At 47.8% G+C, this 22371-nt stretch carries 22 protein-coding genes; 7 read left to right on the top strand and 15 right to left on the bottom strand.

From position 1 onward, the window contains the following. Positions 1 to 18: 18 nt before the first annotated feature. From ACZ5NB_RS12615 to amrS, 4 genes are all read right to left on the bottom strand, one after another. Positions 19 to 1317: a response regulator gene (locus ACZ5NB_RS12615; protein WP_460233983.1), complete on the bottom strand. Its 1299-nt coding sequence runs from the start codon at positions 1315 to 1317 to the stop codon at positions 19 to 21. Positions 1318 to 1457: 140 nt separating this feature from the next. Further along, positions 1458 to 3005 carry an ATP-dependent RNA helicase RhlB gene (rhlB, locus tag ACZ5NB_RS12620; RefSeq protein ID WP_460233984.1) on the bottom strand — a complete coding sequence of 516 codons (1548 nt, stop codon included), beginning with the start codon at positions 3003 to 3005 and terminating at the stop codon, positions 1458 to 1460. Between the two features lie 116 nt (positions 3006 to 3121). Continuing rightward, positions 3122 to 3847 (bottom strand): HvfX family Cu-binding RiPP maturation protein, encoded by a 726-nt coding sequence (locus tag ACZ5NB_RS12625; RefSeq protein ID WP_460233986.1) that lies wholly within the window; start codon positions 3845 to 3847, stop codon positions 3122 to 3124. A 232-nt stretch (positions 3848 to 4079) separates the two neighbouring features. Beyond that, positions 4080 to 5243 (bottom strand): AmmeMemoRadiSam system radical SAM enzyme, encoded by a 1164-nt coding sequence (gene amrS / locus ACZ5NB_RS12630; protein WP_460233987.1) that lies wholly within the window; start codon positions 5241 to 5243, stop codon positions 4080 to 4082. 148 nt (positions 5244 to 5391) lie between these two features. Between amrS and amrB the strand changes: the two genes are divergently transcribed. From amrB to ACZ5NB_RS12655, 5 genes are all read left to right on the top strand, one after another. Further along, positions 5392 to 6309 (top strand): AmmeMemoRadiSam system protein B, encoded by a 918-nt coding sequence (gene amrB, locus ACZ5NB_RS12635; RefSeq protein WP_460233988.1) that lies wholly within the window; start codon positions 5392 to 5394, stop codon positions 6307 to 6309. A 10-nt stretch (positions 6310 to 6319) separates the two neighbouring features. Continuing rightward, positions 6320 to 6910 (top strand): AmmeMemoRadiSam system protein A, encoded by a 591-nt coding sequence (amrA, locus tag ACZ5NB_RS12640; protein ID WP_460233989.1) that lies wholly within the window; start codon positions 6320 to 6322, stop codon positions 6908 to 6910. 84 nt (positions 6911 to 6994) lie between these two features. Further along, positions 6995 to 8878, top strand: a complete 1884-nt coding sequence (locus ACZ5NB_RS12645) for an ATP-binding cassette domain-containing protein (RefSeq protein ID WP_460233991.1) — start codon at positions 6995 to 6997, stop codon at positions 8876 to 8878. A gap of 140 nt (positions 8879 to 9018) precedes the next feature. Further along, positions 9019 to 10056, top strand: a complete 1038-nt coding sequence (locus tag ACZ5NB_RS12650) for a TAXI family TRAP transporter solute-binding subunit (protein WP_464107551.1) — start codon at positions 9019 to 9021, stop codon at positions 10054 to 10056. Continuing rightward, a complete protein-coding gene (locus tag ACZ5NB_RS12655; protein ID WP_460233995.1) occupies positions 10049 to 12112 on the top strand; it encodes a TRAP transporter permease in 2064 nt (687 codons plus the stop codon). The genes ACZ5NB_RS12650 and ACZ5NB_RS12655 overlap by 8 nt, the downstream gene beginning before the upstream one ends. A 112-nt stretch (positions 12113 to 12224) precedes the next feature. On the opposite strand, the gene ACZ5NB_RS12660 is transcribed toward ACZ5NB_RS12655, so the two are convergent. From ACZ5NB_RS12660 to ACZ5NB_RS12670, 3 genes are all read right to left on the bottom strand, one after another. Continuing rightward, positions 12225 to 12773 carry a pyridoxamine 5'-phosphate oxidase family protein gene (locus ACZ5NB_RS12660; RefSeq protein ID WP_460233996.1) on the bottom strand — a complete coding sequence of 183 codons (549 nt, stop codon included), beginning with the start codon at positions 12771 to 12773 and terminating at the stop codon, positions 12225 to 12227. Positions 12774 to 12858: 85 nt separating this feature from the next. Then, positions 12859 to 13341 carry a P-loop nucleotide/nucleoside kinase family protein gene (locus ACZ5NB_RS12665; RefSeq protein ID WP_460233998.1) on the bottom strand — a complete coding sequence of 161 codons (483 nt, stop codon included), beginning with the start codon at positions 13339 to 13341 and terminating at the stop codon, positions 12859 to 12861. Positions 13342 to 13376: 35 nt separating this feature from the next. Continuing rightward, positions 13377 to 13829 (bottom strand): DUF4345 domain-containing protein, encoded by a 453-nt coding sequence (locus ACZ5NB_RS12670; RefSeq protein ID WP_460233999.1) that lies wholly within the window; start codon positions 13827 to 13829, stop codon positions 13377 to 13379. Positions 13830 to 13901: 72 nt separating this feature from the next. Here ACZ5NB_RS12670 and ACZ5NB_RS12675 point away from each other — a divergent pair, with 72 nt between their 5' ends. After that, positions 13902 to 14501: a TetR/AcrR family transcriptional regulator gene (locus ACZ5NB_RS12675; protein WP_460234001.1), complete on the top strand. Its 600-nt coding sequence runs from the start codon at positions 13902 to 13904 to the stop codon at positions 14499 to 14501. A gap of 408 nt (positions 14502 to 14909) precedes the next feature. Continuing rightward, positions 14910 to 16064, top strand: coding sequence for an IS110 family RNA-guided transposase (locus ACZ5NB_RS12680; protein ID WP_464107552.1), 1155 nt, complete (start codon positions 14910 to 14912; stop codon positions 16062 to 16064). Positions 16065 to 16470: 406 nt separating this feature from the next. Here ACZ5NB_RS12680 and ACZ5NB_RS12685 read toward each other — a convergent pair whose 3' ends face one another. From ACZ5NB_RS12685 to gtfA, 8 genes are all read right to left on the bottom strand, one after another. Then, complete coding sequence (locus tag ACZ5NB_RS12685) at positions 16471 to 16800, bottom strand: hypothetical protein (RefSeq protein ID WP_460234984.1); 330 nt, start codon at positions 16798 to 16800, stop codon at positions 16471 to 16473. A gap of 99 nt (positions 16801 to 16899) precedes the next feature. Then, entirely contained in the window at positions 16900 to 17253 is a 354-nt protein-coding gene (locus ACZ5NB_RS12690; protein ID WP_460234983.1) for a hypothetical protein, read from the bottom strand. Positions 17254 to 17831: 578 nt separating this feature from the next. After that, positions 17832 to 18092 (bottom strand): hypothetical protein, encoded by a 261-nt coding sequence (locus tag ACZ5NB_RS12695; RefSeq protein ID WP_460234982.1) that lies wholly within the window; start codon positions 18090 to 18092, stop codon positions 17832 to 17834. Positions 18093 to 18115: 23 nt separating this feature from the next. Continuing rightward, positions 18116 to 18499: a hypothetical protein gene (locus tag ACZ5NB_RS12700; RefSeq protein ID WP_460234981.1), complete on the bottom strand. Its 384-nt coding sequence runs from the start codon at positions 18497 to 18499 to the stop codon at positions 18116 to 18118. Between the two features lie 221 nt (positions 18500 to 18720). Next, positions 18721 to 19251, bottom strand: a complete 531-nt coding sequence (locus tag ACZ5NB_RS12705) for a GNAT family N-acetyltransferase (RefSeq protein ID WP_460234980.1) — start codon at positions 19249 to 19251, stop codon at positions 18721 to 18723. A gap of 137 nt (positions 19252 to 19388) precedes the next feature. Further along, entirely contained in the window at positions 19389 to 19907 is a 519-nt protein-coding gene (locus ACZ5NB_RS12710; RefSeq protein WP_460234979.1) for a hypothetical protein, read from the bottom strand. Between the two features lie 92 nt (positions 19908 to 19999). Further along, complete coding sequence (locus ACZ5NB_RS12715; RefSeq protein WP_460234978.1) at positions 20000 to 20491, bottom strand: hypothetical protein; 492 nt, start codon at positions 20489 to 20491, stop codon at positions 20000 to 20002. Positions 20492 to 20899: 408 nt separating this feature from the next. Beyond that, positions 20900 to 22342, bottom strand: coding sequence for a sucrose phosphorylase (gtfA, locus tag ACZ5NB_RS12720; RefSeq protein ID WP_460234977.1), 1443 nt, complete (start codon positions 22340 to 22342; stop codon positions 20900 to 20902). Between the last annotated feature and the right edge of the window lie 29 nt (positions 22343 to 22371).

Consider the following 22371-nt stretch of genomic DNA (forward strand, 5'->3'; position numbering starts at 1 on the left):
AGTGCATCACGTATACCACTACTCGTCCTCATCATCGCCGATAACAAGGTTTCTCCCGGCATCTTTTGCACGATAGAGATAGCTATTGGCTATATCTAATTGCTCCTGCAAAGAATCACGATGTATGTTGGTCACACCAGCACTAAATGACAGGATTACAGTTTCTTCTTGAATAAATATCGGCGCGTTCTGCACCAACTCTTGCACCGACGTAAACAGGGACAACGCTTGTTCATTGCTGATACCAGGCAACAAGATAAAAAACTCTTCACCGCTAGGCCGTGCGATAAGGAAACGAGAAAAACCCTCTTCGAGTAGCTTGGTAAATTCCCCGAGCACATAATCGCCTCCGGCGACGCCGAATTTTTCGTTAATGAGTTTAAAGTGGTCAATGTCCAACACCGCCGCCGCCAAAGTGGTGCTATTTTCTGTCGCTTGCTGATGCAGCGCTTGTCCTCGGCGATAAAAATAGCGTCGATTGTAAACGCCCGTGAGATAGTCGCGATCCGCTGCGTCTTTTATTTCCTCGATATGCTCTAATGCCTCAATATTGTGTCTAATGCGACAGTGAAACTCTTCATGGTTAAAGGGCTTGTTGAGAAAGTCGTTGGCACCGGCCTTAATAAACTTCGCCGATAGCGCACTCTGGCCTTCACCGGAAATTCCAATCACCGCAAGATCTGATTTTTCATATTTATGGCGAATATTCTGGACCAATTCAAAACCATCCATTTGTGGCATGTTGTAGTCTGTGATCAACAGTTTGATGTCCGGATTGGCCAACAATACCTTGATGGCCTCTATACCATTTTTTGCTTCTACCACATCAAATAGAGCCTGTTTCAGCAATCTAACAATGAACTTCCTCGACATATCAGAATCATCAACCGCCAGCACTTTGATGTGTTGATTATTATAAATTCTGTCAATCACCCCCAGCGCATATTGGTAGGAGAATTTCCCTTCCTTGGTCACGTAATCAACAATGCCCTTGCTCAGGAGTGCTTCACGCTTTTGCTCATCGAATGACGCCGTCAATACAATGGTGTTTATGTTGTGTTGCAGCGCAAAATCAACGACCTCCCCATTCGGCGCGTCTGGCAGGTTGAGATCCACCAGCGCAGCAAAATATGGCGGATTTTGATCTACGAGCGCTTTAGTTTTGGAAAAGCTTTCGGCATAGTCGACGTCATAGCCACCGGCATTGGCAACGTGACGAATAATCTTCAGAACTAACGGGCTGTCTTCGACAACCAATATCTTAGGCGGTGCGGTATTTGCGAGCTTGGGATGTGTGGACGTGGTATTTGTAGACATAGCAACACTGACTTTGGGACATTTCTTATCAGTGTAGCTAAGTTTTCCGGCGGCCTTAGATCGGAGCGGGATAGAAGGATCTAAATCACCAACCCTACTCTTCAGTAGGGTCGGGTTGATTTATTAAGGCAAGGGCTAGATTATCGACGTGAGCGCGGACGTTGATTGCTTCGGCGGCGCTGCTCTTTAGGAACCTCGACATGAGGTGCTTCCGCTAACAGCGCTTCGGGTGGCTGCTCGCACTTTAGCGTCTCACCAACCAAGTCTTGGATAGGCATGAGTCGAAATGCATCGTCCTCACAAGCGAAACTAATCGATGTACCATTTTTACCTGCACGTCCCGTGCGGCCAATTCGATGCACGTAGTCTTCTGGTTCTTCCGGCAACGTAAAGTTAACAACGTGGCTGATACCATCAATGTGGATGCCACGCCCAGCCACGTCCGTTGCCACTAACACTTTAAGCTCGCCAGATTTAAACCCATCCAAGGTTTTAACGCGGCGATTCTGAGCAATCTCACCCGACAACAAGCCGACCTTGAAACCATGCGCTTTTAAACGATCATACAAGCGGCGGCACTCATCCCGACGATTAGAAAACACGATTAAGTTATCGACGTCATCTTGCTGCAAAATGTTATACAGCAAGGTAAATTTTTCTTCGGTAGAAGCGAGATACACATGCTGTTTAACGCGATCGGTCGCCACACTCTCTGGCTGAATCTCGATACGCACAGGGTCTACAGTCCACTGCTCGACCAAATTTAAAACATCGTCGGTAAAGGTGGCAGAGAACATCAAGGTTTGGCGCTGCGCCTTCTGGGGCGTTTGACGCACAATGCGACGAATCTGAGGTATGAAGCCCATATCTAACATACGGTCGGCTTCATCAATCACTAATACTTCGACTTGGTCGAGATGTACGTCTTGGTTACCCGCGAAGTCCAGCAAACGGCCGGGTGTTGCCACTAAGATATCGACGAATTTTTCACGTAGTTTATCTTGCTGCTTGCCATAATCCATCCCACCTACCAAGGTGTGAACCTCAAGATCTGTGTACTTTGTGAGTAGCTTAGCGTCTTCCGCGATTTGAATAACCAGCTCACGAGTCGGAGCCAATATCAACGCCCTAGCCTCACCGGCATAGCGTTCTTCAGCGATTGGGTGGTTCAACAAGTCATCGATGATCGCGACTAGAAACGCCGCGGTTTTTCCGGTGCCTGTTTGCGCCTTACCAACCACATCTTGACCATTTAACGCATAAGGGAGCGATTGCGCTTGAATGGGTGAGCAGTACTCAAATTTGAGATCGGCAATCGCGTGCATTAAGTCGTTGGGCAAACCGAAATCGTGAAAGCGCGTTTTACCCTCTACTTCTGGGACAGCAAACTTAGCGATATCCCATGGCTTTTTGTTGCCACCGCGCGACCGTCGGCGACGATTAGATGAGCGATTTCCATCAGACTTGGATTGAGCCGAGGCACCCTTGTTAGCACCGCTCTTACCGGACGACGATTTATTCGAAGGCCCTTTACCAGACGAACTAGCGTTAGAACGCCCCTGCTTCGACGCATTCTTTCCAGAGCCTTCACCTTTGTTAGGTGATGTCTTTGACTTTCCATGACCCGACGATGCAGCAGAACTACCGCTTTCTTCGGGCTTCTTACCTTTAAATAACTTACCTATCAAAATAAATCCCAGTGTCGTTAGTAAAAAATCGCCGGGATTATAACACCGGAAGCTGCAGGTTGCTGGCAATTCGGCCTGTTTGGCTAGAAGTTGCTCGCAGCTCCCGGCCATCGGGCTTACGCAGCCACCACTTGAGGCACTCCAGCGGGCGTTTTGCGCCGCGAATTCATACGCAGCCAATAATCGACGCTAACAAATCGTCCTGCGCCGTAGAACAATAGTGCCAAACACATAATGAAATAGGTCGCCGCAAACTCAATGCCGTTATTCAGGACCACAATACTCCCCTTTTCGAATAACCAGTCCGTATTGCCATTCTCTCTGAGGATCGAACGCATTTTACTCAACCGACTACCCACCGCTTCACTGTTCTCCAAACTTTCTTGAGCACCAGGAATACCGGCCCAATCCAGTACCCTCGCACTACTCGTATCAGGGTCTGACGGCGCAATCGCAAACCAGCCGTTGTCCCAATGTGCCGTCGTAGCGGCGATCAGCATCGTAAAGGCTAAAGGAATACTAATAATGCGCGTCCCCAAGCCAAACAACAGTAGCCAACCACCTAAAAACTCTGACCAAGCGGCTAAAAATGCCAAGACGCTGGGCATGGGCAAACCCAGCCCCCAGTCGGGATTACCGAACCAAGCAACGATATTGGGGTCTGGTGCAAACTGAGCGAAGAAGCCGACATCAGCACCAAATTGCAACTTGGTTAATCCCGCTACGATAAAAATAGGGGCTAGATAAAGCCTCAGTAGCAACGGCACAATAAAGTCCAAGCGTTTTAACTGTGCGAATGACTGGCTATAAAGGTCACTCAATTTGGCGACAAACATGTTCATTACGGACTCCCTTCAGGTCTTCGATTATTTTTGTCTGTGAATATAGGCGTCTATAACGTTTGCTCTTTCCCAAAAGTTACACGCCTACACGTTACCTTTCCAAAAGCTCAATTGAAGTCGCCTAGCATAGCCGCGATAGCACAGTAATGGAATGGAACGGATTTGCATGACGTGTCGCGATGAAACGACCGCGAGAACAGGTAGTGAAGTATTTTTTGCCAAGGTGCTGCGCTTAACGCGGATTGCTCGTCGCCAAACGCACAGGCATACGGCGGCTACCCCAGTCACCAGGCTGGCTAGCAAAAACCCCGGCAATAAGGTGCCCACAATGACAACAACTTGCCTGATGGGTAGCCTCATCCTTGAGCGCAATGGCCCATTCACCTAACTGGTACCAGTCCCGCTCTATAACGCGAGCGCCACACCCCGGACAGTAAGTGCTACTGCCTTGGGTGTCGTGGACATTGCCGGTATAAACATAGTGAAGCCCTTTACTGAGCGCGATTCCTCGGGCGGTTTGTAGGGTCGCCATCGGGGTTGAGGGAATATCACGCATCTTCCAGTCAGGGTGAAATGCAGTAAAATGAAGTGGCACATCGGGCCCGAGGTGATCAAACACCCATTCAGACAATTGGTGTAACTCACTTGCCGAATCATTCTGACCAGGAATCAATAACGTGGTAATTTCCAACCAGGTATTCGTCTCGTGACGAATATAGCGCAGCGTATCGAGTACATTATTGAGTTCACCGCCACATAACGATCGATAAAAATCGGCATTAAATGATTTCAAGTCGATATTGGCCGCGTCCATTTCGTTGAAGAAAACCTCGCGTGGCTTATCATCTATATAACCCGCGCTAACCGCCACTGACCTTACGCCTCGCTCGCGACATGCCTGCGCAGTATCAATCGCATATTCGAGAAAGATAATGGGGTCGTTGTAGGTAAAAGCCACACTATCACAGGCTAATTGTTGTGCGGTCACGGCTAGCGTCTCTGGCATCGCGGTATCTGCCAGCGTATCCATCTCACGGGATTTACTCATATCCCAATTTTGGCAAAATTTACACGCGAGATTACAACCCGCCGTGCCAAAACTCAGTACCGAACTCCCTGGCAAAAAATGATTCAGTGGTTTTTTCTCGATGGGGTCGACACAAAAGCCGCTAGAGCGACCATAGCTGTAAAGTACAACTTCACCATCTTCACAGCCACGTACATAACACAAACCCCTTTGCCCATCGCGCAGCTTACAATGGCGAGGGCAAACGTCACACTGCACACGCCCGTCCTCCAGGCGGTGCCAGTATTTTGTGGAGTGCCGTGCAGAATGCCGAGTAGAGTGCCGTGCAGGGTCCTGGGCGGGTGGCACCGTGTTAGAGTCGCTAGCCATCGCTAAACTCTCCTCAAACCTCACTTCAGTTCAATCAGGCAAGACTATGCCGTACTTGAATAATGACCTAGTCGAGCCCACTATAAGACTAATGTGGGACTGAACACTCACTTTGCAAGTGCTCAAAGCGTCCTGGAGAATCAAGACGATGACGATAGACAGAGTCGATACGAACGGTATTAAAGCAGGCGGAACCAACGTACGCCGCGCTGCCGTTGCCGGACAGTTTTATTCCGACAATCCCGATCAGCTTCAGCGTGACGTGATGCATTATTTACAACACAATTCTCAGCCACACGAATTCCAACAACATGCCTTACCAGTGCACGGCTTACAAGGTCATCAATTACCTCCCGATGATTTTGATCCCATCCGCGCACAAGATATCAAAGCCATCGTTGTTCCCCATGCGGGTTATATTTATTCTGGCAGCGTCGCCGCCACAGCCTTTAATGCAATCACCGCAAGAAAATCTCAAATTAAGCGCGTTATTTTATTAGGCCCAAGTCATCGAGTGCCGCTAAGTCGCATTGCACTGCCCAACTCCAACGCATTCGAAACCCCATTGGGGTCCGTTCCTCTTGACGTAGACATACTGCAACAGCTAGAAAAATTCCCAGAAGTCGAGGTCAACGCTCTCGCCCATCAATTTGAACATAGCTTGGAAGTGCAGTTACCGTTTTTACAAACAGTACTCGATAACTTTCAACTCGTGCCTTTAGTGGTTGGCCACGTCTCATCCGATGTCGTCGCAAAACTACTGACGCCATTCATCAAATCACCTGAAAACCTCATCGTGATTAGTTCGGACCTAAGCCACTTTCACCCTTATGGAGAAGCGCAAGCAATAGATCACCACACCAGTGAACTGATCGAAGCGAAGTCTTACACCTTAAACGGCGAACAAGCCTGTGGCTGCAATCCACTCAATGGCCTGCTAAAACTCGCGGCGGACAATCATTGGACTGTTGCCACCATCGACCAATGTAATTCCGGCGATACGGCGGGCAATAAAGATCAAGTGGTAGGATACGGCGCCTACCTCGTGTACCAGCCATCAACCTAAAGGGCATCGGATGCGAGATTCAATCGTAGACCGCTCATTCGAACTGAGCATAGACGACCAGAAAACGCTGTTGCGGCTGGCACGAACAACCATCGAGAGTGGAGCCCAGAGCGGCACAGCAACCCCGGTTAACGTAAACGATTACCCTGCCTCGCTCGCCGTTCTCGCGTCGAGTTTTGTGACCCTGCACAAGAATGATCAACTACGCGGGTGTATCGGCAGCCTCAGTCCAACTCAAGCCTTGGTATCTGATGTCGCTGAACACGCTTACGCCGCAGCCTTTCGTGACCCACGCTTTCCAGCCGTTACGGAAGACGAAGTGCCCGCGTTGCATATCGAAATCTCAGTCCTCACTCCGCAACAACCTATCGACTGCAGCAGCGAAGAAGACCTCTTAAACCAATTAAACGCCAACCAAGATGGCCTCACCATTGAGGATGGCCACTACCACGCAACCTTTTTGCCCAGCGTGTGGGCGCAACTACCAGACAAACGAGAGTTTTTAGCACAACTCAAGCGCAAAGCGGGTTTATCAAGCGACCACTGGAGTCATCACTTTAAAGCGTACCGTTACCACACCCTCAGTTTTGCAGAAGACTGATCTAGCTCGATCAAAACGAACCTGGACAATCCACAGCAATCCAGGTACAAAGCCAGCCCACACCCTTAAATCGATTTGTTGTTTATGTCCCTGCTACGCCTTTCTGATATCCACCTCGCCTTTGGCACTCACGTGATTCTCGACCATATTGAACTGGTGATTCAGCCAAAACAAAAAATTGGCTTGTTGGGACGTAACGGTGCAGGCAAGTCGACATTTTTGAAGCTACTGGCAGGTGAAATTAAGGCCGACAGTGGCGAATACTGGCAAAGCCCCAGCTGCAAAATTGCCTATCTCGATCAAAGTCTTCCAGAAGCTCGCGACATTACTATTTACGATTACGTTGCCGAAGGTTTAGGCGACCTGGGTGGCTTGCTGCAAGAGTTTCATCACCTGGCACAAGAAGCGACTGAAGAATCATTAATACAATTGGAGCGAGTGCAACAAAAAATCGAAGCCGCCAATGGCTGGATGTTCCAGCAGCGTATCGAATCCACGCTATCGCAACTCAACCTGCCAGCCGATACTAAACTAGCCACACTCTCTGGCGGTTGGCGACGTCGCGCTTCACTCGCCAAAGCACTGGTTAGCCAGCCGGATATTTTATTGCTCGACGAGCCCACCAACCACCTCGATATCCCCACGATTCAATGGCTGGAAAATCTGCTCAACGAATTCCAAGGCACCATCATCGTGATTACCCACGACCGTAGCTTTCTACAAAATATCGCCACAGAGATTTTCGAACTTGATCGCGGTGAATTGCGAACCTGGCAGGGTGACTATCAAGGCTTTTTGCGCTTTCGCGAACAACAGCTCGCAGCAGAAGAAAAAACCAATAGCGAATTCGATAAAAAATTAGCCAAAGAAGAACAGTGGATTCGACAAGGGATTAAAGCGCGACGAACCCGCAACGAAGGCCGTGTACGAGCACTCAAAGAAATGCGCAAGGAACGCCAAGCTCGCCGCGAAACTCAAGGCACCGCTAACATGCAACTGGAGCAGGCCTCCAAGTCAGGCAAGATCGTCGTCGAAGCGGACAACATTAGCAAACGTTACGACGACAAAACCGTCGTACCGCCCTTTTCCACGTTAATTCAACGGGGCGATCGTATAGGTATTGTTGGCGCCAACGGCGCTGGGAAAACAACCCTGCTTAAATGTTTACTGGGCCAGCTCGAACCGGATACAGGCAGTGTTAAACTCGGCACCAAATTGGAAGTTGCCTATTTTGATCAGCTACGCAGCCAACTGGATTTAGAAAAGTCGGTAATAGACAACATTGCCGAGGGCCGAGAATTTATCACTATTAATGGTGTACAGCGTCACGTCATCAGTTATCTGCAAGATTTTCTATTCACGCCCGACCGTACCCGTCAGCCAGTGAAAGCACTCTCTGGTGGTGAACAAAACCGACTGATCCTCGCCTACCTGTTCAGCAAACCCAGCAATCTACTGGTACTCGATGAGCCAACCAACGACCTAGACATGGAAACACTAGAGCTGCTGGAAGACTTGTTAATCAATTACCAAGGTACCTTGCTACTAGTCAGCCACGACCGCGCGTTCATTGATAATGTTGTCACCAGTGTCATCGTGTTCGAAGCCGATGGCGAACTTCAAGAATATGTTGGCGGCTACACTGACTGGGAAGATCACGGAGGCAAACTAGTCGACCTATCCCCCAAACCCAAAAAGGCCGCGTCGGAAGCAAAAGCGGAAGCCGCAAGCAAAGCGCAACCGAAGAAAAAGCTGTCCTATAAAGTGCAACGCGAATTGGAAGAACTCCCCAATAAAATCGAAGCGGCCGAAACACTGATTGAGGAACTGTCAGCTAAAACCAGTGAAGCGGGTTTTTACGAGCAACCGGCGGACACCGTCAACGAAACCATGCAACAGCTCGCCGACACCCAAGCAAAACTAGACGCTCTCTATCAGCGCTGGGAAGAGATCGAAAACGAACTCTAACCCGACCATTCAGCTTAATCATTTATTACCCTACCCCGTTTGCGAGGTATGTCTAATTATGGTAATATCGCGCTCTATTGCACGCAACATAATGATAATAAGCTTCTCGGTTCTCACCGGCTAAAAACCATAGGACTTTTATGTGTAAGCCACTCGCTAGAGCGCTGGCAACCGCCGGGCTAATGATGGCGGCGATACTTCTTAGCAGCTGTTCAGACCAGCTTAATGTTAAACGCCCCTACATTCTTACCACGGCCACCACAGGCGGCACCTATTATCCTGTCGGTGTCGCATTGGCGACACTGACCAAATCGCAACTTAGCCACAACGCGGGCATCTCCCTATCCGCTATTAGCTCAGCAGGCTCTCTCGAAAATATAAAACTGCTGCGCGACAACCAAGCACAATTCGCCATGTTGCAGGGCATTTTTGCCGCTTGGGCTTGGCGAGGTGAAGGCCCGATCCGCAAACCGCAAACCCATTTGCGCAGCGTTAGCGCGATGTGGAATAACGTCGAACATTTTGTGCTGTTAACCGAGTTAGTCGACAAAGGCACCATTAGCGATCTTGCACAATTGCAAGGTGAGCGTTTTGTTTTAGGTGCGCGTAACTCAGGAGCCGAACGCACCGGTGCGTTTATACTGGATCAGCTGCACATCGATTACCAAAACCAGTTCGACTTAGCCTATATGGGCTACGGCGCAACCGCTAACGCCATTCAAGATGGCAACATTGTCGGCATGAATATTCCGGCTGGCGCTCCTGTAAGCGCTATCACTCGCGCCTATGCCGCGCTTGGTGAAGACATGACACTACTCAGTTTTACCCAAGCCGAGCTCGATGCGATTAATAGCAAATATCCACTTTGGGATTTTTACCCACTGAAAGCCGAGCTTTATCCCAACCAAACCACCGGTATTCAGTCCATCGCTCACCCCAACGTGCTGGCGGTAAGAGCCGATGTGCCGGAAGAAGATGTCTATCAAATCACTAAAACGATTTGGGAAAATTTAGCGGCACTCAATGATATTCACAAAGCCACTCGCGACATGAAACTCGACCGCGCCCTAAAAGGCTTGGGCGCGCCGCTACACCCCGGCGCTATTCGCTACTTTCGTGAGAAAGGTTTAACGATTCCAGAAGCGCTCTTACCACCGGAGGTGACCGTCAATGAATAACACCTCCTCGTTACCCCGGTCACCATTAGTATGGTTTGCCTTCGCGTTTGCGATTTTTCATGTTTATACCAATTTATTTGCGTCGCTGTCAGAGCTATGGTTTTCCGCGATTCACTTCGGCGGGTTTGCCGTTTTATGTGCGTTAAATTTCCATAAACCGCCAGCACCTTCTCCAGCTTCACCACCATCAACCCATCAAACCAAAACGCCGGGCTGGCAACTCGCCTTGCGTTTTATATTGGTTGGTATAGCCGTAGCCGTTCCCGCCTATTTAATACTTTTTGAAAATGCGCTCTATGCCCGCGAAGCCGATTTTATTCTCAGCGATTACCTTTTTGCTGGTGCCGCCGTTTTGCTAGCCATGGAGTTAACTCGCCGCACCACCGGCTGGTTTATGCCCTGCTTAGTGTTGGTTAGCCTCGCCTACATGCTATTTCTCGGGCGCTTTATTCCCGGTGTGTTTGCATTCCCCGGCTTGAGTTTAGAAACCGTCCTGTATCGCAGCTATTTCAGCAGTGAAGGGATGTTTGGCATGGTAGCCAATATTTCTGCCACCTACGTTTTTATGTTTATTTTATTCGGCGCGTTTTTACTCCGCTCGGGTGCCGGTGACTTTATTATCAAACTCGCCCAATGTGTTGCTGGTCGTTACACCGGTGGCGCGGGAATGGTGGCGACCATTGGTAGCGGCTTAATGGGTTCGGTATCCGGTTCTGCCGTTGCCAATACCGTATCGGTTGGCGTGATTACCATTCCGATGATGAACAAATCAGGCTTTAGCGCAAAGTTTTCTGCCGGTGTGGTAGCGTCAGCGTCAACGGGTGGGCAATTAATGCCGCCGGTAATGGGTGCCGGTGCATTTGTCATGGCGAGCTACACCCAAATTTCTTACTTACAGATTATTGCTTTATCGGTCTTACCCGCATTACTGTATTTTTTAACCGTCGCTTTTTTTGTGCGGATTGAAGCGCGCCGACTCAACCTCAGGCCCGATACCGACAATGCGCCTAAAATCAGCACTGTATTGAAGGACGGTTGGCCATTTATTTTTCCGATTGCGGTCTTGGTTGCCCTACTCATTATCGGCTACACACCCACCACGGCGGCGGCGCTTTCAATTATTGCCGTGATTGTATCGTCCTGGCTGTCGGCAACGCCTATGGCAATCCCGCAATGCATTGAAGCGTGTGTTGATGCGGTACGCACCATGATTCCCACGGCCTTGTTGTTGGTTGCCGTTGGTTTAATTATCAATGTAGTGAACACCACCGGCGTCGGCAATTCATTCTCTTATATGATTGTTGAATGGGCCGATGGCAGTTTGTTGATTACCCTAGCGCTTGTCGCTTTTGCCTCATTAATTTTGGGCATGGGTTTACCCGTAACCGCGTCGTACATTGTGCTCGCGACGCTGGCAGCGCCCATGTTATTTGACTTGATGACGCAAGCACACTTATTAGCCGCGTTAAAAGCAGGCGACTTACCCAGCAATGTGCAGGCGACAATTGATTTGTTTGGCGGGGATGTACAACGTGCACTGCGCGAAATGCCTCTCGAAATGAAACAAATCATTCGCGAGACATTACTCGACCCCGCGCTGCTGTCTGGCACACTGCTCGCTGCACATTTAATTATTTTTTGGCTATCCCAAGACAGCAACGTGACACCACCCGTGTGCCTAGCCGCATTCGCTGCAGCAGGGGTCGCAGGCACGCCCCCCATGGCAACCGGTATTACTTCGTGGAAAGTCTCAAAAGGTTTATACCTGGTGCCACTGCTTTTTGCCTATTCGCCATTAATTACTGGCTCCTGGCCTGAACGGCTGGAAATTTTCGCGTGGTCGGTGATTGGGCTGTATGCGTTAGCCGGGATTTTGCAATGGCACCTAGAGAGGAAACTAAACCTCATCACTGCGCCATTGTTATTATTAAGTGCGGGATTGCTGCTGTGGACGCCGTTGGGCATCACGTGGCACTGCCTGGGAGCAATGCTATTTGCAGCCGTTTTTATCTATCAACGAAAACAGGCGACGGCATTTTTAAACCAAGCCGCTTAGATTATTGCTCGGTGTAAAATCGGCATCGTTAGCCCGCGCTTGAGCAAGCCGTGCTAACGGTGAGAATTGCAGCCATGACTATTTTGCCAAAGCGCTGAACATAATGCGGCCCTCAAGTACTCTCAAAAATACCCGTATCTTTACCGTCCATACTTTGGGTATTGTTTTTTCGCCAGTAGTCTTCAACACCTTCACGGCCATTCTTATCCGCCCATTTATTTAAGGTATCTCGCTCACCCACTAGCTCGTAAAACGGCACGGCAAACCCACAAGACGTTTGCACCAAACTAATATCCAGCTCAAAGACTTGGCGCGAACCGGTATATGTGGGAAACAACTGAACCATCGTGTCCCAGTCCGCGTCTCTCGGGTGAATAACCCGCGCCTGCCCATACAACCGCATGATTAGCGGCTGCTTATCAAACGAGCAAAACATAATCGTCATACGGCCATTTTCTAACACGTGAGCCGCTGACTCATTACCACTACCGGTTAAATTCAACCACGCCACTTTAGATTCATTGAGCACGCGAAAGCTGTCCATGCCTTTGGGGGATACATTCACTCGACCTTCGCTACCCGCCGTACCCACAAAGAAAATATGCTGGTCTTTAATAAAGTCGATGTGCGTGTCTGTGAGTGTTTGAAATTGCTCTGCCATGAGATGTCCTTACGTCAATAATCTGGGTCACCAGTATCCAGATTTAACCTGCTGTGTCTATGCTTAAAATCGCGGATGAAAACAGTTACGGTTTAATGACGTCCACCTGAAATCCTTCGTCGTCACTGGGTGGCTCGAAATATTGCGTTACTTGCTTAAACACCGCTTCATTATCAAACGCAGCGCGCTCTGGCTGCTCCTCGCGCCGGATAGCTAAACGATCGAGGCACAGATCATCATCGGCATTCAAATAGATTAACCTATGAGGATATTCACCGGCCTGCAAGATACTCCTAAACCAAGTCCGTTGCGTTTTGGTATTGCCGGGAAAATCGAGAATGACTGTGACACCCGACGCTAGCAGACTGATGGCGAGGTCTTTAATTAGTGGCTTCAGCCTCGCGGAGAACTGGAGATAATCATCAAAGGTGTCTATCTCGCCGGGATAGAGTTTGGCGAGCCAGGCATCTTCGGAGATTAAAATAGCACCTGCCTTACTCGCCAACTGGTTGGCCATGGTAGACTTACCCGCCCCCATTTTTCCGCAAAAAAATATCAACTCACCCATTATCGCCCTCTGACTATTGATAAATGGTTTAATGCTTACTCGTAAAGCGTCCGACGTGTTAGCGCTAAGTAGCCAACGCACGCCAGACCAATCACAAGTTCGATCGCTGTCGCAGCAACTAAACTATCACTTGGCAAGCCATCCATAAACATACTCAACACACGCGACACCCCGTAGGATAAATACACCAGCGCACCAATCACAGTCGCCATTGTTTGCAAGCTTGCCACAAACGCGCCGACCGTCATCAACACACCAGCAACCATTAACGTTCCACCAGGCGCTCGAACTTCGCTTAGCAAGCTGCTATCACCCGGTAGCTGAATGCCCGAAGAAGCGTGGAAACCGATAGGATTCAACAAAATACTGGCACCAATCGCAATGGCCAACACGCCAGCAACCACCAATATGCCTTTCAATACACCTTTCGATACACCATTCATTCCACTTTCCAATACACCGCTCAATACAGAACTGATTTTCATCATCATACCCTCCAGAAAAACCACTTGACACCATGTCTAGTTGACAGGATGTAAAGTTAGGGTATGCTTGACACCATGTCAAGAGAAAATCCTAATACCGAATTAAACACCAAGGAAAAAATCCTTAACGCCACCTGGGAGTTGCTTGCCAGCAACCAGGGCAATGGTGTGCGTATGTCCGATATTGCTAAGCAAGTTGGCATCTCCCGCCAAGCCCTCTACCTCCATTTCCCTACCCGCACCGAACTGCTGGTAGCCACCACGCGCTACATGGGCGACGAACTTAATGTGGACAAACGACTAGCGCCTTCAAGAGCGGCCACCGACGGCCTCGACCGCCTGGAGAAGTACATTGTGTTTTGGGGAGAATATGTACCGGAGATCTACGGTGTTGCGAAAGCACTGATGGTGATGGGGGCTACCGATGAGGATGCGGCGACGGCGTGGAATGATCGAATGGTGGCCATGCGAGAGGGGTGCAAAGCAGCGGTTGATGCGATGAAGCGGGATGGGTATTTATCTGAATCGCTTAAACTTAAAGAGGCTACCGATATTCTTTGGACATTGTTGTCAGTGAGAAATTGGGAGCATTTTGTTTTGGATTGTGGTTGGTCGAAGAAACATTATATTAGTCTGGTTACGACCATGGCGAAGCAGGTGCTGACAAACAAGTAAGAAAAGATTGTTGGTTTGAAATTACTTTAGATAGTGCTAATAGCCCGGTCTTCCTGCTGGGAACGGCACCCAAGACACGCGGCAAGCACATCCCTGTGGCTCTCCGTCGACGTCCTGTCTCCGAAGGTCTTGGGCACCGTTCCCAGCAGGAAGACCTAACTTATTCGCTAATTTGTGGGGAGGAAGTGGAAAAGCGTTGCAGCATATCGCAAAAGCGAATGCTGAACGTAAGTAGCAGCAGTTCGTATAATCAATCTCACTGACTGCCAAATAAAATAAATCTATCCACTTTTTCCACATAGACATTATGACACCCCCTAGGGTGCTAGCCTCCAGTTATCGTGGGTTAGCTAGATAGCCAGAGCCATACTATATGTTGGAATCATATAAACACTGGAGGCTAGCGATATGAACAATACCATAATTTTTATAGGCTTAGACACAGCTAAAGAACACTCAGAAGCGGCGTATGTTGAGGACGGCTTTAAGGCTCAACCATCGCCTATTGGGCGCATTAGAACCACCAAGGAAGGGGTAACAAAGTTTGCACGGCAAATGCAGTCTAAATTCCCTGGCGCATCACTCATCTTTTGCTACGAAGCAGGCCCTTGCGGCTACTGGATTTATCGACTGCTAACACAGCTAGGCCATCAATGCTTTGTGGTCGCCCCATCGCTGGTACCTAAAAAGCCTGGCGTGCGGATTAAGACCGATCGCCGCGACGCCATGATGTTGGCTCAACATCTTAAGTCAGGCGATGTGAAGTCCATCTATGTCCCTGAGCCAGAAGATGAATCCATTCGTGATTTATCCCGCGCACGTGAACGTGCCATGCGGGATTTGAACGATGCGAAGTATCAACTCAAAGCCTTTCTATTACGCAATCATATTCAATATGGTGGCACGGCTAATTGGTCACTCAAACACTTACGCTGGCTAACGGAGTTAATTCTCCCTCATCCTGCACAGCAATTCGTATTACAGGAAATGATTCAAACTATCACCGAACGTATGTCGCGATTAAAGCGCCTTGATGAGGAGTTAGCTTATCAAGTGAAGCAATGGCGCTACTATCCTGTCGTTAAAGCCATTCAGGCGATGCGTGGTGTACGCTTGCTAGTCGCCACTGGGTTGATTGCTGAACTCGGTGATCTCTCTCGCTTTGATCACCCCCGTAAGCTGATGGCCTACATTGGCTTAGTGCCGAGCGAACATTCAACCGGCGGAAAGAGAACAGTGGGCAGTCTCACTAAAACCGGAAATACCCGCGCAAGGCGTTTGCTGACGGAAGGTGCGCACAGTTATCGCTACGCAGCGAACATCTCGACTGAATTACAAAAGCGACAAGAGGGTTTGCCAAAAGACATTGTCGATATTGCGTGGAAAGCGCAAGTACGCTTATGCCGACGCTATCAACGATTAATGAAACGCGGAAAACATTACAACTTGGTGGTATCAGCCATTGCGCGAGAAATGGTGGCCTATATCTGGGTCATTGCCAACGAAGTCGTCCTCACGCCGGTTGATGTTAAAACCCGGTTAGTCAGAATGCCACGTGTGTAAAACAGCACAGCAGTAAGCGGCAACACACGTGATAAACAGTTTTGAGTTAATGCAGTCAGTGATCGAGTCCCGGTGGAGGTGTAATACACGACGGCGTTAGGTAGGCAGTAGGCGTAAGCCTATTGATCCACGAGCATAGAGTAGAAGACAGGCACCTCGACGGAAAAAGTAAGGTTGGATAGGTCAATATGTATTTATTGATAACCCACGGATATCAGCAATCAAACCGACGAGATACTGACTCCATCTCTCTGCATTAACTCAATCTAATTGAAATATATGCTCTCGATTTTTGAGTAGGATTTTCTACGTTTTTAATTGACAGGGGGTGTCATATCAACGCCTCGGGTTGGGGCGCGACGTTAGGAGCGTCCCAGCCAACGGCAACAACCCCGACTTGTTAACTCTATTGCTCAATCTTAAAACCATAATCTTTTGGCGACTTAACAATAGCTTCGTAGTTTTCAAATACGGATTTAAGTTGGTTGATGTCTATTTCTTTTATTGCTGCAAAGGATGAATACTGAACATCAATGCAAACTTTTTGTGGAGACAGACCCCAAACCGCCACTCTTGCCCCAAGCTGCATATAGTTTGGGTGGTACGTATAGATAACATCACTCCTTTCTTTAAGCTTACAGGCTAATGAGACTATTTGCTCAGATGTATATTCTTTCGCTTCCTCAGAGTCTAGTTGACTACCTTCACTTAAATTCCAATGTGTACGGTATTTCATATGTAGAGTTAACGCCGTGGCAAGGGGCACGCGGCGCGTAGCATAGCGTGTCCCGCGCAAGCCGTGTTTTTTACGGCCGAAGCATTCTTGGCCACTTTGTTATGTTGCATTTGTAAGTACATAAAAAACGCCGAAGTAGATGCCGCACAGCCCCCAAGAAATTGTAGGCAAGCTACTGTACCAAGTTTTGGTTTCTGTCTTTGTAACTTTATGCCAAGACAGACCTAAGATAACTGTAGCAATTATGCCTGCTAATACCGTGGACGCAGAGAGCGAGCTTGCCCCGATAAAAATAGATAGAGGCCCAAGAAACACTAATAAGATTGCCAGCAAACCAGTTAGAAGTGCGAACCCAAAACCTTGGGCTGAAATACTGAGCAGCACCAACGGTATAGAACTTATTACGCCCATCACTAGCAAAATTGTAACACTCAACGTTAAATTATTTTTCATCGCCTAAACAACATAACGCCTCAGGTTGGGGCGCGACGCCAGGAGCGTCCCAGCCAACGGCGACAACCCTGATTTGTTAAGTGTATTTTTAACCAATGTGTACTGTGCCTCCGCACTTAGGGTACTGAATACAACCCCAAAATCTTTGCCCGGCATACGAGCCACGTTTTGCTATGCGTTGTCTCATAGGATGACGGCAAACTGGACAGGAAGGTAACGAGCCATTTTGCCACCTTTTAATAAGAATATAATTTTCGGCAAGCACTAGAAGTGGCTTGAATGTAAATGCAACGATGACAACGAAAGCAAAATACGCGGGGAAAGTAACTGATTGTTCAGAGTTGCCAACTAGCGAAATAGCCTTTGAAAGCTGATGAGGTACAAAATAGATAATGAATAGCGCGACGAAAAAAGCAGCCACTGACAAAATAGCAGGGCGCAAAAGCATTCTATTTCTAATTGTTTTATCCAACTCCGATTTCCCTCCGGTTACGTACACTTAACGCCAAGTGTTGGGGCGCGAACGAAGTGAGCGTCCCAGCCGCGTTTTTTGCGGCGATAAGCACGCCTTGTTAAATTTATTTATTTTCATTTATTAATTGCTCAATTTTTGCAGCGTACAACTTTAACTCTTGTGCATTTAGCTCGATACGAAATGCTTGAGTTAATACACCACTAACTGCTTGCTCGACAGGCTCTTTTAGAATACCTACAACCGAACAAATATCCATTGCTTCGTAAAGATAACCCTCTAGTTCGGGTGTGGATTCAGCTTTTTCTCCTAATGGATTCCACTCGGAGAGCACGTTAGCTATGTTGTTGATTAGTTCTTCACTCATGATTCTTGATTGAAATTTAACGCTTACAGCAGTGGCGGCGCGTCTTTTGCGCCGTCCTGCTGGCTGTACTTGTTAGATGGCCATGTTTCATATGCACGAGCGAGTAAAAATAGCGCCCCTCCAACAAGAGAGCCAGCCAAACCAAAAGCGGCCCACAGCCATTTTTTGTACCCACATGATTTCGCACGCTGAAATAGCCATGCTCCAACTGCGATATTGTCTATAAGACTGGAAAGGAGCCCGAAAGTAGCCATTAGCTCCATGAGCGTCAGTTTAGATAAAGGGAACTTCAGCAACTCAATATTTTGAACATCGCCTTTCGTTAAAAATAGATTTGCAACAAACATAATAATTGTCGCTAGAACAAACCAGATCGCTAAACTTTCTATGTCTTTTCTTAAGTCCATACTCTGGCCTTCTAACAGTTTATTCAAGAACATGGTCGTATATAGCCATGTATGTGCATATATGAACATATATTCCTATATATAGCCATTGCATGGCTACATGTAACCATATATGCCTATATATAACCATGTTCTTTAATTCGTTTATCGCGCAGATCAATCCTTTCAGGGGACGATGGATTACGTGTTAATCAAAATATACTTCCTTCCCTTTTCCACATCTATGCCTTGAACTTTTCATACTGCTCGACCGTTACAACGCTATTATCCTTCGACCTATTTTCAACCGTCTGACCAATATGAGTAAAACTGCATTTAGCTAGCACCTTCCCTGACGCAGGGTTAATCGTTAAATGCTTTGCATAGATTCTTTCAAGGTTTAGCTCGGAAAAACCAAAACCCACTAAACAAGCAACTGCTTGCGTACAATAACCTTGCCCCCAGAACGGAACACCAATCCAATACCCAATTTCCGCTGAGCTACCCGATATACCCAACAACCCAATAGCACCAATAAGCATTTCGTCATTTTTCAAAGTTATAGCGTAAGTAACACCTTCAGCACGCTGCCACCTTCCTTCATGAGTTGCAATCCAAGACTCAGCAAAACCATCGAGATAAGGGTGCGGTATATTACTCGTAGTCTCCGCTACCCGCTTATCTCCAGCCAAAACTTGTACTGCGCCAGCATCAGCTAAACTAAAAGGCCTAAGTAAAAGCTCACTTGAGTACAAAAAAGGTTGGAATTCCATTTCTTTTGTACACCTTTTATAGTTCAACAAACAATTTGGCTCTAAAAAGGAGCTCGGATTAAAAGGCTGCTAAGATACTTAGAACATCTCCGAGAAATAAATCTGTCCCCTTTTATCGAAAACTTACATCAGGTAACTCATTGAACCTCTGGCCGTGGCTGCTTTTCTACCGACATATTTACTTTACCTTCGTAAGTATTTCTCATGATACTCGCTCTCTGTAAATGCTCGACGTTACAGTGCAATTGGTAAACCATGGTATCTTCCAAGTTGACTGCCAATTGGTAACCAGTGGACAATTCGCCTGACCAACAACTTCCCTCGATGATGTATTTACCTATAGGAAGGTAAAGCAACTCATATGATCCAGACCAAGGGTTTTGCTTGACGACCTGAGTGCCTTCAAAATCATATACTCGATGTACCGATACCCAAAATGTCCGCCCTGGTTTTCCATTCGGTTCCGGATCAAACTTAAGTTTTGTTATCGACGCATCACTACCCCGCAGTACCGCAAGCGTATCGAGGTCAGCGCCTTTAGGGATATACTCTTCCTTAATATTTGCGCAAGAGGTTACGGTTAAACAAAAAGCGCTTAGTAGCGCGAACTTTACTAGATAATTATTTTGAAAAAGACTGTTACTACTTTCTTTCATAGGGGAACAACATATAGTTCTTTAGTTTATGATTTAAACGGCTAAATACGAGCGCACAAGCCCGCATTTAGCGACGCTAATACCGGAAGTAATTATTGTATCTGCTGCTGCATTTGCTGTTGTTGCTGCAACTGTCCCGTAAGCTGGATGATTCGAGCTTGCTGAGCACTGAGTACTTGTTGCTGCTGACCGCTGGTGTTGGGAAGGGCCGTGCTGATGGCCTGAGACTTCTCAATTTGCTTGTCGATAACTGCTGCATAGGTTTGATCGATCTCTTCAGCGGAGTCTTTGACCTTTGACACAACCTCTTGCCGCTCTTCTCTTGAAATATCCGGTGTTTCTGCCAGCCACAACACCTGTTTTCTCAATTCCAGGTTTTCTTTGCTCAGCTTATCGGTAAGACTCACAACGGTTTCTTCTGAATCGTTGCCAATCAGGGAGCCAATAGCATTTACTTGCTCCGGTGATAGCGTAATGGCCGTGGTGGTGATAGCGGTGCACACCACAAACACCGAAAACGCACCCTGCCAGGTAGATGGGTATGAAAATTTTTGGCCTAAAAACTCGATGGAATGCTCAGACATAATACGCTCCTTGATATTATTGGACTGAATGACGGCTTACGTTGCTAAAAATGCAAGGCAGATATTCCCCTAATCATCGCCTCATCGCAACCGCTCCGAAGACATCAATATCCTGCAAAGGTTAATTTGGCGCACAATTCCTCTTTTCGGATTACTTCGTTTAAGCCACGTTTCTCTGCATCATGATGTTTGGTAAATAATGTTTTCTCAGGTGAGACAGTTGTTGCGGCAACTACACGCGCGATCTATGTTGTTTTGGACGCGTCGGTTGAAAATCATATTGAACTAAGGGAGGCAGAAAAACTGGAAATATCATTGTGCGGTTTGTTTACGAAGGGAATGTCATCCGCGGCAACCACCCAAACACAACTGCACTAACGCCAGCGTGTGTTGGGTGGCGCATCAAATTTAGAATTCGAGTTGCTTTTCGCTAAGGTCCTCTAAATCGAGGTAATGAATAGACGAAGTATTGAAGTTTAAATCCACAAACAAGCGGCAGTAATGCTCTCCATGTCGCCAAGCCATATCAACACTTGAGTTGTTGGAGTAATTCAATTCGAAATGCCCATCAAACGCCGGATAGTTGCTGCGAAACTCCATTAAGGCCAACAAGCGCTTCACCACCGGTGTTTGAACGGCTTCTGCAATTTCATCAAAGTCGTAATAGTGGCGATTAATATCACGCAACTCGCCACTGCTTTCCATCAACTCGTTGTCATTACAGCCAGCGAACAAGCCGACGTAATACACCTGTGGAATTCCCGGGGTAAAAAATTGAATCGCGCGCGCCGCAATATAGGCATCGTCATTTTGCATTAATGCATCGTAAAACGTACAAGTGAGCTGATAGATCGCACCCACGCTGTGAATATTAGCGGCCGAACGACGCATAATGGGGTCGGCACTGCGGGCGTCAATGTTGTCAATTAACACCTTGATTTTGTCGTCTGGCAGAACGCCTTCCACATCGGGTATACAAATACCATCATGGGTATCGAGCACGGTAATCATATTGCGCGGGCACATGCGCAACCAGTTTTTAAGGTAGGTGCTGTTGGCATCTAATAGTGAATATAACAGCAACGGCGGCAAGGCAAAGCCGTAGGGGTGCATATTGCGACGGCTAATGGCGTATTGGTAACTGGTGTGGTCGTGCACTTCGGGTAAGCACTCTGCCCCATGCTTTAATGCCACTTCGTTAATCCAATCGAGGATTTGATAGACCTCTGGCTCCACCAAAAAACAGCTAGTGCCGATGCGCTTGGTGGTATAGCCAAAGGCATCGAGGCGCAGTAAGTTAACCCCACGCTGGGTAAGAAAGCTGATGTAGCTTTCCATTAGCTGGTAGGTTAGATCCGATTCGTAATTTAAGTCGATTTGATTCTCGGTGAACGTACACCACACCTTGCCTTTTGAGCCATCCGCAAAGGTGACATCGCGGAACGGCTCTTTCTCTTTACGGATGTGTATCTTGGCGAGATCGTCAGGGCTGATTTCACCAAACTTTTCAACATGCACAAATAGCTCAGCGTGTTCGGAATCATAACCCTTGGCGACAAAGTCTTTAAACTCCTCTGATTCATCGGAAATATGGTTTACCGTGAGATCGACGCAGAGGTCATATTTAGATGAGATTTTTTCGATGTCCGCCCAGGTACCAAAGTCGGGCTCGACTTCTTTGTGGGTTAGCGGCGAGAAACCGCCGTCTGCGTTGGATGGAAAAAACGGTAGGATGTGCACCCCACCGATGGCCGACGATAAATACTTTTCGATTACCGTATTCAGGTCGGCGAGATTTTTACCGATACGATTGGGGTAACAAATTAACTGTACGGCATTGCGTAGATGCATAGGCTCGACTCTTAGTGGCTAGTGTTGAC

Source organism: Aurantivibrio plasticivorans (assembly GCF_055392955.1).